Genomic DNA, 12,912 nt, shown 5'->3' with positions numbered 1-12,912 from the left:
CGTATTCCTCGGCCCATCGCTGCGCTCGCCGGGCATGGCCCGGCGCTACCGTATTCCTCGGCCCATCGCTGCGCTCGCCGGGCATGGCCCGGTGCTACCGCATTCCTCTGCCCATCGTTGCTCCGCCGGGCATGGCCTGGCGCTAGCGCTCGTGCGGGTCATGGGGTAGCGCCGGGCCATGCCCGGCGAGCGCAGCGGCAGGCCGTAAACAGACACGGCCCCTTGCGGGGCCGTGTCTGCAAGCGTGAGTACCACGCGGTGTCAGCGCAGCACCTGCTCCACCAGCTGCACGTCCGCGCTCTGCAGCGGTTCGGCGGCATTGCGCGACAGCTGCACCTGGTAGGTGCCACCTTCAATCTTCCACTGGCGGGCCTGCGCATCGTAGTGGGCCAGGGTCTTCGGCTCGGCTTCGATACGGATGCGGCGCTGCTCACCCGGCTGCAACTGCACCTTGTCGTAGCCGATCAGCCGGATCGGCGTGCTGCTGCCCGCCGGCAGCTTCAGGTACAGCTGGGCCACGTCGGCACCGGCGCGCTTGCCGGTGTTGCGGATGTCCACGCTGGCGACCAGGCGCGAACCTTCCACGCTCACCTTCAGGTTGTCGTAGGCAAAGGAGGTGTAGGACAGGCCATGGCCGAAGGCGAAGGTCGGAGTCAGGCCCTTGGCGGCCATCCACTTGTAGCCGACGTTGGCGCCTTCGATATCGAAATCGAACACATCACCGAACGGTTTGGCCGGCTTGAAGCCCAGGCCATCGATATGCGGGCGCGGCAGCTGCGACTCGTCCGTCACCCAGGTCACCGGCAGGCGGCCGGACGGATTGGCCTGGCCGGTCAGCAGTGCGGCGATGCCCTCGCCACCGCGGATGCCGGGATACCAGGCCTGCAGCATCGCCGGCACCTGCGCCAGCCACGGCGTGCGCACCGGGCCGTTGGTTTCCAGCACCAGCACGGTCTTCGGGTTGGCCTTGGCCACCGCCGAAATCAGCGCATCCTGATTGTCCGGCAGCTGCATGTCCGGCAGATCCACCGATTCGGCGGCCCACTGCGTGGCGAACACGATGGCGACATCCGCCTGTGCGGCGGCCTTGGCTGCAGCCGCGGCATTGCTGCCGTCCACATACGCGATGGTGGCGTCCGGGCGCGCTGCACGCAGCGCCTCCAGCGGCGAGGACGGATGGAACATCACCGGGCCCGGCCAGGTGGTCGGCATCACGCCCGGCACCGCGTTGGTGCCCTTGGCGGTCACGCCCACCATCGACGAACCGCCACCACCGATCACGCCCTTGTCGGCATGGCCGCCGATGATGACGATGCGCTTCACGCTGTCGGCCAGCGGCAACAGGTTGCCTTCATTGCGCAGCAGCACGCTGCCCTCTTCCACCGTGCGCTGTGCCACGGCAAAACCGGCCTCGGCATCAACCTTCTGGTGCTGCGGCGGGTTGTCGAAGTTGCCGTGCAGGAACATCGTGCGCAGGATGCGCGCCACCATGTCGTTCAGGCGCGCCTGCGGCACCACGCCGCCGTGCACGGCCAGGCGCAGCGGCTCGTCGAAGAACACCGCCGCGTCGAACACTTCACCGGCCGACTGCTGGTCCAGGCCGGCCAGCGCCGCCTTTGAGCCACTGTGCACGCCACCCCAGTCGGACATCACGAAACCAGGGAACTTCCATTCCTGCTTCAGCACCTGGTTCATCAGGTAGCCGTTCTCGCAGCCGTAGGTGCCGTTGATCTTGTTGTACGAGCACATCGCCACGCCCGGGCGGCCGGTCTCCAGCGCGATCTCGAAGGCCAGCAGGTCGGACTCGTGCATGGCCTGTTCGCCGATGCGTACGTCATGGAAGTTGCGGCGGGTCTCCATGTCGTTCAGCGCGAAGTGCTTCATCGAGGAGATCACGTGCTGGCTCTGCACGCCCTGGATCAACGCGCCGACCATCGAGCCTGCCAGCAGCGGATCTTCGCCGGCGTACTCGAAGTTGCGGCCGTTGCGCGGATCGCGCTGCAGGTTGACGCTGCCGGAAAGCAGGATGTTGAAACGCTGCTGCCAGGCCTCGCGGCCCATCGTCGCGCCGCCTGCGAAAGCCACTTCGCGGTTCCAGCTCGATGCGGTGGACGGGCCGGAGGGCATGGCGGTGGCGAAGTCGCCGGGCCGGATGCCGCCGGGGTTGGTCACACCGACGCCTGCGTCGGCCGACTGCTGCGAGGGAATGCCCAGGCGTGGCACGCCCGGCACGAAACCGGCCGAACCGACCGCGCCGCCCGGCAGCGGGCCGCCGTCCTTGCCCAGCCCGAAGTAGCTGTGCAGCATCTGGAATTTCTCATCCTCGGTCATCGCCTTCAGCAGCAGCGCAGCGCGGGCGTCGGCGTTGAGGGTGGTGTCCATCCACGGCGCATCGCCCCCCTTGTCGGCGGCATAGGCCAGGGTCAGCAGGGTCGCGCGCAGGGCGCTGCCCTCAACCTTGAACGGCGCACTGCTGGCGGCCTGGAAGCCATCGCTGAAGTAGCTGGCATCGGCTTCCGGGGCCACCCGCGCCGGATCGAAACCGGCAGCCTTGGCGGAATCGCCAGCAACAGCGCCGAGCAGCACCGCCGGCGCACCCAGCCTCGAACGCGACACCAGGGCCGGCAACTGCGGGGCACCCGCGCCGGCATCGGTGTAGACCGCAACGGTGTGGCGACCGTCATCCAGGCGCAGGTAGTTCAGCCCCGGCTGGTCCGGGCCGGATTCCGCCGCGATCGGCAGCCGGGTCAGCACGGCCTGACCGCGCTGGGTCCGGCCATCGTCCTTCCCGGCGGCGATGAAGCGGTATTCGTAGCCCAGGCCATCAGCCAGCAGCTGCAGCGGATCGACCTGGTCGATGCTGCGCTGCACCTGCCGCACACTCACGGCATCCACCTGCAGGGATCCAAGCTGGGTGGCCAGGGCCGGCATCGCTTCGGCCGGCGGCGCCTGCTCCAGGGTCAACACGGTGAACGCGGCGGGATCGGCCCACGCCGGCGCGATGACGGCGGCGGACACGGCGAGGGACAGGGCAAGCGGCTTTGTAAACGTTTTCATCGACGGGCGTAATTCCGTTGCCAAGGCAATCGGTCCAGGGAAAATGCCGCCGAAGGGTGCAGCGTTCATGCCGTACAGGCGTTGCCGGGCAACACCTCAGGCCGGAGGGCGGACCGGTCTGCGCGCGGGACCCTCCTCCCGGCGTGACAACCTGCCTGCCCGGGCCACGCACGTGGCCCAACCTGTGAAGATTGTGCGAGGGCGTTCATGCCTGTCAACAGGACCTAAGGCACAGGCCAGCCCCTGCACGCCGGTTATCAGTCCATCACCGGCGGTCATCAGTGGGGTGCGCGGCGCTGCCGATAATGGAAGCCCCTGGCCACGGATCACGCCCATGAACGTACATCGCGACTTCGACCATCTCTGGCGCGACCGCTGTGACACCTCCAGCCAACGCAGCCCGCGCGTGCTGATCCGCGTATTCGTCGCTCCCGGCGAACTGGAGCGCAGTGTGGCGTTCTACGAGCAGCTGCAGGGTGTGGTCGCCGATGCCGGGTTTCCGTTTCCCGATGCAGGACTGCGCCTGGCCATGGTCGGTGCCTTCCTGTTGATCGAAGGCAGCGAGACCGCACTGGCACCCTTCACCTCGACCACGGGCACCCTGCTGGTCGACGATGTCCGGCCCTATCACGACAAACTGATCGCTGCCGGGGCCGAGATCATCTTCCCGCTGCAGATCGTCCCGACCGGTGCGGCGTTCAATGCAGTCCATCCCGATGGCACCGTGGTCGAGTACGTGCACCACCGCCCGGATCCGCAGGGGCGGTGAGTGCGGGGCACGTTGATCGATGAACCGCGCCCGCTCTTCAGCAACCTGAAACGCGGCTCCCGAATTCATTAGTAATTCTACTCACGAGGCGAGTAGCATGTCCGGTCTCAGCCCTTGATACCGGCCTGTCGATACTCGCTCCATGCCAGCCGTTTCCGACAACTATTGTCGCTCTCAGCCAGCCCCCACGCGTTTCCGGACGGTGGGCTGATGGGTGCGGTCATTGCCCTCGACCGTCTCCTGGACGGTCGCCAGCTATGGCGCGGTCCGGCGCGGCACGGCCCGGCCAGCGACCATCTGGCCAGTGGTCACCCCGCCCTGGATGCACGCCTGCCCGGGGGGGGATGGCCGGCCAGCGGGCTGTGCGAGGTGCTGCAGGGCGCGCCGGGTGTAGGCGAACTGGCGCTGGTCTGGCCGGCATTGGCAAAGCTGAGCCGCCGCGAGCGGCCGATCGTGCTGGTCGCGCCGCCTTACCGGCCGCATGCGCCGGCCTGGGCCGCGGCCGGGCTGGATCTGGCGCAGCTGCAGATCATCCAGGCCGGGCCGAAGCAGGCGCTGTGGGCCACCGAACAATGCCTGCGCTCGGCGGCCTGCGCGGCAGTGCTGTGCTGGCCACAGCAGGCCGACGACCGCGCCCTGCGCCGCCTGCAGGTAGCCGCCGACAGTGGCCAGTGCCTGGGCTTCGTGTTCCGCGAGGCGCGTGCGGCCCGCAACCCGTCCCCGGCCAGCCTGCGCCTGCAGCTCGACCACGGCCAGGTCCGGGTCCTGAAGTGCCGTGGCGGATTGCCGCCGGCACAGCCGCTGCCACTGGCCATCGCCCACTGAGGCGGCCGCATGGACTGGGCCTGTCTGTTGTTGCCGCAGTTGGCGCTGGATTGCGTGCTGCGCCTGCAAGCGGATCCGCAGCGGCCACTGGTGCTGCTGCAGGGGCCGGCGCAGCGTCGCGTGCTGCGCGCCGTCAGCCCTGCTGCGCGTGCAGCCGGCCTGCGTCCGGGCATGCTGTTGTCGGCCGCACAGGTACTGGTGCAGGACCTGCAGCTGCATGACTACGATCCGGCCACCGAGCTGCACACCCGCCAGTTGCTGGCCAGCTGGCTGTACGGCTTCAGTTCGCAGGTCAGCCTCGACTTTCCCCATGCCCTGGTCCTGGAGATCGGTGCCAGCCGTGCCCTGTTCGGCGATTGGCTGGCGATCGAACGGCGCCTGCGTGATGGCCTGCATGAACTTGGATTCCGTCACCGCCTGGTCGCGGCGCCCAATCCCCATGCCGCACGGGTGCTGGCCAACGTGCATGATGGCCTCGGTATCGATGCAGCACAGTTGCCAGCCCTGTTGGCGCAGCTGCCCTTGCCGCGCAGCGGATTGCCGGCCGATGCGGTGACCGTGCTTGGCCGCTCCGGGCTGCGTACGCTGGGGGCAGTGTTCGACCTGCCGCGCGAAAGCCTGGCGCGCCGCTTCGCACCGGACGTGCTGCAGCAGCTGGACGCGCTGCGTGGCCTGCCCACCGCACCCCTGCGCTACTACCAGCCACCAGACCGTTTCGACGCACGCATCGAATTCGAGTACGAGATCGAATCCAGCCAGGCCCTGCTGTTTCCGCTGCGACGCCTGCTGCTGGATCTGGCGGCCTTCCTGTGCTCGCGCGATGGCGGCGTGCAGCGTTTCGACCTGCATTTCGAACACGACCTGCTGCCTGCCAGCGTGCTGACCATCGGCCTGCTCGCACCCGAGCGCGATGCCGCGCTGCTGTTCGAGATCGCCCGTAACCGCCTAGAGGCTTTCCCGCTGCCGGCGGGCAGCCGGGCCCTGCGCCTGCAGGCCGAACAGCTGCCGCCCTTCGTGCCCGCCGCACGCGATCTGTTCGACACCCGCCCGGCACAGGCGATGCCGTGGACCCAGCTGCGCGAGCGCCTGCGTGCACGGCTCGGCGATGACGCCGTGCAGCCCCTTGCCGTGCAGGCCGACCATCGCCCCGAACGCGCCAGTGGCACCCAGGCACCCGCCAGGCCACCGGCGTACTGGCCGCTGCGCCCCGGCTGGTTGCTGGACACACCACAGGTGCTGCGTGACCCGCGGCTGCGCATCGTCACCGGGCCGGAGCGGATCGAATCAGGCTGGTGGGACCAGGCCGATGCGCGCCGTGACTACTACGTGGTGGAAACCGCACACGGCCAGCGCGGCTGGGCCTTCCGTGAGCGCAATGATCCACATGCACCGTGGATGCTGCACGGCTGGTTCGGCTGAACCACCATGCACGATGAGCTGCCCGGCTATGCCGAACTGCACTGCCTGTCGGCCTTCAGCTTCCAGCGCGGTGCCTCCACCGCCGAGGAACTGTTCGCACGTGCCCGCGGCCAGGGCTACCGCGCGCTGGCGATCACTGACGAGTGTTCGCTGGCTGGCATCGTGCGCGCCTGGCAGGCAGCGAAGACACAGGGCGTGGCGCTCATCGTCGGTGCCGAGTTCCAGGTCGAAGAGGGCCCGAAGCTGGTGCTGCTGTGCACCGACCAGGCTGCCTACGCCGGGTTGTGCCAGTTGATCACCACCTGCCGGCGGCGGGCCGGCAAGGGCGAGTACCGCTGCCTGCGCGATGACCTGTCCGGCCTGCCCGACGGCCTGTTGTGCCTGTGGCTGGACCGGCAGCCCGCCGCCACCGATCTGCCACTGCTGCGCGCAGCCTTCAAGGATCGCCTGTGGCTGGCGGTGGAACTGCACCATGAGCACGACGACGCGCACCGCCTGCAGCAGCTGCAGGCGTTCGGCGAACGCCACGGCCTGCCGCTGGTCGCCAGCGGCGATGTGCACATGCATGTGCGCCGCCGCCGCGCACTGCAGGACACGCTGACCGCGATCCGTCACCGCTGCAGCGTGGCCGAAGCCGGCTGGCGCCTGTTCCCCAATGGTGAACGCCACCTGCGCCCGCGCACCGCGCTGGCCCGGTTGTACCCCCCTGCACTGCTGGCCGAGACCGTGCGCATCGCCGAGCGCTGCCACTTCACCCTGGACCAGTTGAAGTACACCTACCCGCATGAACTGGTGCCGGAAGGTCATGACCCGGACAGCTGGTTGCGCGAGCTGGTGGAAGAAAAGATTCCCTGGCGCTGGCCGGAGGGCATCCAGGAACCACAGCGCAGGCAGATCGAGCACGAGCTGGCATTGATCAGGAAGAAGAACTATGCCTCCTACTTCCTCACCGTGCACGACATCGTGCGCTTCGCCCGCAGCCAGGACATCCTCTGCCAGGGCCGCGGCTCGGCCGCCAATTCAACGGTGTGCTTCGTACTGGGCGTGACCGAGATCGACCCCGCGCGCAGCAATCTGCTGTTCGAGCGCTTCATCTCCGCCGAGCGGAATGAACCACCGGATATCGATATCGATTTCGAGCATGAACGGCGCGAGGAAGTCCTGCAGTACGTGTTCAAGCGCTATGGCCGCGAACGCGCCGCGTTGACGGCGGTGGCGATCAGCTATCGCGGCCGCAGTGCGATCCGTGATGTCGCCCGCGCGCTGGGACTGCCGATGGACCAGGTCAATGAACTGGGCGCGGCGATGGACCATTGGGGTGGCAACATTCCGCTACCGGAAACCCTGCGCGAGCGCGGCTTCGACCCGGAGACGCCGCTGATGCGGCGACTGCTGTCATTGACCGCCGAGCTGATCGACTTCCCGCGCCACCTGTCGCAGCATCCGGGCGGTTTCGTGATTTCCGAACACCCGCTGTCGACGCTGGTGCCGGTGGAGAACGCAGCGATGGCCGACCGCACCGTCATCCAGTGGGACAAGGACGATCTGGATGCCACAGGCCTGATGAAGGTCGACTGCCTGGCGCTGGGCATGCTCACCGCCATCCGCAAATGCCTGGCAATGCTGAAGCAGCATGGCCTGCACGAAGGACGCATGGATGCGATCCCGCCCAAGGATGCGAAGACCTTCGACATGATCTGCGCCGCCGACACCATCGGCGTGTTCCAGATCGAATCGCGCGCGCAGATGGCGATGCTGCCGCGCATGCAGCCGCGCACGTTCTATGACCTGGTGATCGAAGTCGCGATCGTGCGGCCCGGTCCGATCCAGGGCGACATGGTGCATCCCTATCTGGAGCGGAGGCGTATCCTGCGCGAACACGGCCCTGATGCACTGAACGATCCACACAATCCGCTCTACCCACCGCGGCTGGAACGCGTGTTCGCACGTACGCTGGGCGTGCCATTGTTCCAGGAACAGGTGATGCAGCTGGCGGTGGATGCGGCCGGTTATACCCCGGGCGAGGCCGATGCCCTGCGCCGTTCGATGGCGGCCTGGAAGCGCCGCGGCGGGCTGGAGCCGCATCGCGAGAAGCTGTTGGCCGGCATGCTGGAGAACGGCTTCAGTCGCGAATACGGCGAGCACCTGTTCGAGCAGATCAAGGGCTTCGGCGATTACGGCTTCCCGGAAAGCCACGCCGCCAGCTTCGCCCTGCTGACCTATAACAGCTGCTGGCTGAAGTGCCATCATCCGGCCGCGTTCACCGCCAGCCTGATCAACAGCCAGCCACTGGGGTTCTACAGCCCCGACCAGCTGCTGCAGGATGCGCGCCGGCACGGCATCATCGTGCTGCCGGTGGACGTGCGCCACAGCGACTGGGACTGCACGCTGGATTTCAGCAGGGGTCCCGCGGCGATCCGGCTGGGCCTGCGCCTGGTCGATGGCTGCAACGAACAGGTGGCACAGGCCATCATGCGCGAACGCGCGCGACGGCCATTCGACGATGTCGGCGATCTGTGCCAGCGCACCGTCCTGGACCGGCGCCATCAGGGCCTGCTGGCCGATGCCGGCGCGCTGCGCGGCCTCAGCGGGCATCGTCATCGTGCGCGCTGGGATGTCTCCGGCGTGGAAAACCGCCTGCCGCTGTTCGATCAGGCCCGCACCACCGCTGAAGCACGCGTGCCATTGCCGTTGCCCAGTGCGTGGGAAGACATGCAGGCCGACTACCGCAGCATCGGCACTACCCTGGGTCGCCATCCCATGTCATTCCTGCGCACGCAGCTGCGCAGCCGCGGCTGCCTCGACGCCGCACAACTGGCCGGCCACGGCCATGGCCGCCGCGTACGCATCGCCGGGCTGGTACGCATGCGCCAGCGTCCCCAGACCGCCAGCGGCGTCACCTTCCTTACCCTGGAAGATGAAACCGGCATGGTCAATGCCGTGGTCTGGCGGCACCTGGCCGACCGGCAGCACCGTGTACTGGTCGATACCCAGCTGATGCAGATCGACGGCCGACTGGAGCGTGTCGATGGCGTGCAGCATGTGATCGTGCAACGCATGCACTGCCTGGATGAACTGCTGCAGGGCCTGCGCAGCCGAAGCCGCGACTTCCACTGAGGACACACCGCGTCACACAGCGAACTGGTCATGAGCGGCCCGCTTCCGTTATCGTCGGCACATCCAAGGAAGGACGATCCGATGCCCCGTGCACTCACGCTGACCACGCTGCTGGTCTCCACCCTCGCCCTGCTCGTTTCCGGCTGGACTGCCTGGAGCCTGCATCGCAGCCAATCGCCGCAGCGGGTGATCGAAGCCCGGGGCCTGGTCATCCACGATGACGCCGGTCAGGCGCGGGTGATCCTGGGCGCCCCGGTGCCCGACCCGCGCAGTCGCGGCCAGGTGCAGGGAACACGTGCCAGCGCCCTGTCCGGCCTGGTTCTGCTGGGTCCGGACGGCTCCGAACGCGGCGGCTACGGCACGACCGACCACGGTGGCGAAGCCCTGCTGACGCTTGACGATGCAGCCGGCACCACCGAAGTGTTCAAGGTGGTCGCCAACCCCGACCGCGGCGCCAGCCTGATGGTCAAACACCAGAACAACACCGGCGCGATGCTCACCTCCTGGCAGGGCAAGCCGGAGTTGATGTTCGTGGATGACAGCGGGCAGTCCTACTACGTGCGCCCCGGCGTCAGTGCCGCGCCCTGAAGGACGCGGGTTCATCATCCCACCACGGCCGCCAGGTCATCGGCCAGCTGTCGCTGCTGCGGTGTTCCCAGCGCCGCGCAGGTGATGCGCAGGCCATGGCCGGGGGCGGAAACCGCGAACACTTCGCCGGCACGCACATGCCAGCCGCGGGCGGCCAGCGCCAGTACCTGCGGGCGGCTGTCATCCGGCAGCGGCAACCACAGGTTCAACCCCTCCATCGGCACGGCCTGCTGCACGCCCCGCGCCTGCAGCAGCATCTGCAGCGACTGCAACCGCTGCTGGTAACGCACGCCGGCCGATGCGATCTTCGCCCGCTGCGGGGCTGATTCCAGCACCGAGACCGCCGCATCCTGCAGCAGGTGGCTGACCCAGCCGGTTCCCGCTGCCAGCCGCAGGCGCAGCCGTATCGCGGTTTCTTCATCGCAGGCCAGCCACGCCAGGCGCAGATCCGGGCCCAACGGCTTGGACAGCGAGCGCAGCAGTGCCCAGCGCCGGCCATCGACGGGCAGCACCGAGTGGTAGGCCTGCTGCGAGAGCAACGCGTAATGATCGTCGATCAGCACTGCCACCTGCGGGTAGCCGGCCAGCAGCTGGCGCAGTGCCCGCGCCCGCTTCGCATCCAGGCTGGCGCCGGTAGGATTGTGTGCGCGCGGCGTCAGCAGTACCGCGCGTGCGCCAGCCTCCAGCGCCCGCCGCAGCGACGCCACCTGCATCCCATGCGTGTCCACCGCCACGGGCAGCGGCGTGTGGCCAGCGGCATTGAGCACGTTGAGGCTGCCAAGGAAGCAGGGATCCTCTACAGCGATGCGGTCGCCGGGCAGCAGCCAGGCAGCCAGCAGGCGTTCGATGCCATCGACGGCACCGTGGCTCAGCTCCAGGGCATAGCCCTGCGGACAATCAGCATCCAGCGACGCACGTGCCAGCCGCTGCATGCGCGGGTCGACCGTACCCACGCCATACAGCCGAGGTGGCGCCGGTGCCAGGCGCAGGCTCGGCAACAGCCGTGGGTCCGGATTGCCACCTGCCAGATCGTGCAGCGCCAGCCCCGGCGGACTGCCTTCGCGCGCGACGGGGGCCGGCACGCCACGCACCGTGGTACCGCGCCGCCCCCCCGTACTGGCCAGGCCCGCCGCGTCCAGCCGCTTGTACGCGGCCGCCACCGTGTTGCGGTTGACGCCCAGCCGCTCGGCCAGTTCGCGTACCGGCGGCAGCACGCTGCCCGCGGTCAGCCGCCCGTCGCCGATGCCCTCGCGGATGCTGTCGAAGATCGATTCGGCACTGTGCCCGGTGATTTTCATTTTGTCCTATGCCAAAATAAATCTTGTCCTGTGCCAGTGTATCCCACCCTGGCCACCCTGCATTGGAGGTGCACGCATGCCCCTTGCCGCCGCCGACTGGCCTGTCGCCCAGTCCGTCGAACAGATCGCCCGCAACCTGCTCACGGTGCGCCAGCGCATCGCGCGGGCCTGTGCCCGCGCGGGCCGCGACCCGCAGAGCGTGCGCCTGCTGCCGGTCAGCAAGACCGTGGATGAGGCGCGCATCCGCATGGCCGTGGCTGCCGGCTGCCATGAGCTGGGTGAGAACAAGGTGCAGGAGGCACAGCGCAAGGCCGAGTCGATGGCCGACCTTGGCGTGCACTGGTCGGTGATCGGCCACCTGCAGACCAACAAGGCCCGCCATGTGGCGCGCTTCGCCAGTGAATTCCAGGCGCTGGACAGCCTGCGCGTGGCCGAAGCGCTGCAGCAGCGCCTGCTGCTGGAGGACCGCACTCTGGACGTGTTCGTGCAGGTCAACACCTCCGCCGAACCCAGCAAGTACGGCCTGGAGCCCGGCGCCGTCGACGCTTTCGTGCAGCAGCTGCCCATGTTCGACCGCCTGCGCGTACGCGGACTGATGACCCTGGCCATCTTCACTCCGGAGGTGGAACGCGTACGCGCCTGCTTCGTCCGCCTGCGCACGCTGCGCGATCAGCTGCAGCGCAGCGCGCCGACCGGCATCGACCTGTCGCAGCTGTCGATGGGCATGTCCGGCGACTTCGAGGTCGCCATCGAGGAGGGCGCCACCGTAGTCCGCGTCGGCCAGGCTATCTTCGGAGCACGCGCGACACCGGACAGCGCCTACTGGCCCACCCGTGGAGGGGCCGCATGAAGCACGCGGTCGTCCTGCAACACATCGCCTTCGAAGACCTCGGCACGCTGCAGCCGCTGCTGTTGGCCCAGGGCTGGCAGCTGCACGTGCTGCAGGCCGGCATCGATGCGCTTGACGCGGCCGAAGCGGCTGATCTGCTGGTCGTACTGGGAGGCCCGGTCAGCGTCAACGATGGCCTGCTCTACCCCTTCCTGGCTGACAGCATCGCGCTGCTGCAACGGCGCCTGCACCTGCAGCGGCCGACCCTCGGCATCTGCCTGGGTGCGCAGCTGATGGCACGTGCGCTGGGGGCGGAGGTGGCGCCCAGCGGAGGCAAGGAAATCGGATTCGCGCCACTGCTGCTGACCGACGAGGGCCAGCGTTCTCCCCTGCTGGCATTGCAGGGCATTCCTGTGCTGCATTGGCATGGCGAAGCCTTCGAACTCCCGGACGGTGCGCACCGTCTTGCCAGCACACCCGCCTGCCGCCACCAGGCCTTTTCCATCGGCAAGCATGCACTGGCCCTGCAGTGCCACCCGGAACTGGATGCGCGGCAGTTCGAACGCTGGCTGATCGGCCACACGCTCGAGCTGGCCCAGGCGGGCATCGACCCGAACGATCTTCGCGCGCAGGCACGCCGCTATGGCGCCCCGCTGGCCGCAGCCGCGACTGCGATGTTCAACCACTGGCTGCAGGAACTACCGGAGAACGCACGATGAACTACCGCCTGCTGGTCCACCGTCACGGCGCCTACTGGGGTCATTTCGACTGCCAAGGGGCCGATGCGCTGCAACGCCTGGAGACCATCGCCGCGCACCTGCCCAACGCAGCGGGATTCCAGCTGCAACGCCAGAAGGGCATTGGCGAGGAACGCATCCTGTCCAGCAATGCCGAAGGCCTGCGCGTGCTCGCTGCACAGATCCAGTACCGCGACCTCTGACGCAGAGAGCGCTGCCGGCCCGCTCGCCTTCGATGCGCCGGCACCATGGATGCAAATGATTCTCTTTTGC

At 68.2% G+C, this 12,912-nt stretch carries 10 protein-coding genes; 8 read left to right on the top strand and 2 right to left on the bottom strand.

Features of this window, described 5'->3' with window-relative positions:
- Positions 1-261: 261 nt before the first annotated feature.
- Complete coding sequence (locus AC5P76_RS13775; protein WP_495222778.1) at positions 262-3,057, bottom strand: beta-glucosidase family protein; 2,796 nt, start codon at positions 3,055-3,057, stop codon at positions 262-264.
- Positions 3,058-3,391: 334 nt separating this feature from the next.
- Here AC5P76_RS13775 and AC5P76_RS13770 point away from each other — a divergent pair, with 334 nt between their 5' ends.
- The 5 genes from AC5P76_RS13770 to AC5P76_RS13750 all read left to right on the top strand — a co-directional run bounded on the left by AC5P76_RS13770 (position 3,392) and on the right by AC5P76_RS13750 (position 9,775).
- Entirely contained in the window at positions 3,392-3,826 is a 435-nt protein-coding gene (locus AC5P76_RS13770) for a VOC family protein (RefSeq protein ID WP_053517644.1), read from the top strand.
- Positions 3,827-4,036: 210 nt separating this feature from the next.
- The gene (imuA, locus tag AC5P76_RS13765) at positions 4,037-4,651 is read left to right on the top strand and encodes a translesion DNA synthesis-associated protein ImuA (protein WP_053517646.1); all 615 of its coding nucleotides are present in this window, start codon (positions 4,037-4,039) and stop codon (positions 4,649-4,651) included.
- 9 nt (positions 4,652-4,660) lie between these two features.
- On the top strand, positions 4,661-6,070 hold the full coding sequence (locus tag AC5P76_RS13760) for a Y-family DNA polymerase (protein WP_253120179.1): 1,410 nt from the start codon (positions 4,661-4,663) through the stop codon (positions 6,068-6,070).
- Positions 6,071-6,076: 6 nt separating this feature from the next.
- A complete protein-coding gene (locus AC5P76_RS13755) occupies positions 6,077-9,187 on the top strand; it encodes an error-prone DNA polymerase (protein WP_495222777.1) in 3,111 nt (1,036 codons plus the stop codon).
- An 81-nt stretch (positions 9,188-9,268) separates the two neighbouring features.
- Complete coding sequence (locus AC5P76_RS13750; protein WP_180876978.1) at positions 9,269-9,775, top strand: hypothetical protein; 507 nt, start codon at positions 9,269-9,271, stop codon at positions 9,773-9,775.
- A gap of 14 nt (positions 9,776-9,789) precedes the next feature.
- On the opposite strand, the gene ptsJ is transcribed toward AC5P76_RS13750, so the two are convergent.
- Positions 9,790-11,073 (bottom strand): MocR-like B6 salvage transcription factor PtsJ, encoded by a 1,284-nt coding sequence (gene ptsJ, locus AC5P76_RS13745; protein WP_253120173.1) that lies wholly within the window; start codon positions 11,071-11,073, stop codon positions 9,790-9,792.
- Positions 11,074-11,149: 76 nt separating this feature from the next.
- Between ptsJ and AC5P76_RS13740 the strand changes: the two genes are divergently transcribed.
- Genes AC5P76_RS13740 through AC5P76_RS13730 form a run of 3 tightly spaced genes read left to right on the top strand, consistent with a single transcriptional unit; the run spans position 11,150 to position 12,842 of the window.
- Positions 11,150-11,923 carry a YggS family pyridoxal phosphate-dependent enzyme gene (locus AC5P76_RS13740; protein ID WP_065175300.1) on the top strand — a complete coding sequence of 258 codons (774 nt, stop codon included), beginning with the start codon at positions 11,150-11,152 and terminating at the stop codon, positions 11,921-11,923.
- A complete protein-coding gene (locus AC5P76_RS13735) occupies positions 11,920-12,621 on the top strand; it encodes a glutamine amidotransferase (protein WP_065175301.1) in 702 nt (233 codons plus the stop codon). The genes AC5P76_RS13740 and AC5P76_RS13735 overlap by 4 nt, the downstream gene beginning before the upstream one ends.
- Positions 12,618-12,842, top strand: coding sequence for a hypothetical protein (locus AC5P76_RS13730; RefSeq protein WP_053517658.1), 225 nt, complete (start codon positions 12,618-12,620; stop codon positions 12,840-12,842). The genes AC5P76_RS13735 and AC5P76_RS13730 overlap by 4 nt, the downstream gene beginning before the upstream one ends.
- The last annotated feature ends 70 nt before the right edge of the window (positions 12,843-12,912 follow it).

This window comes from Stenotrophomonas sp. YJH_SMC_36 (assembly GCF_059369935.1).
The sequence above is the reverse complement of the archived record's forward strand: the minus strand, read 5'-3'. Positions and strand labels throughout refer to the sequence as shown.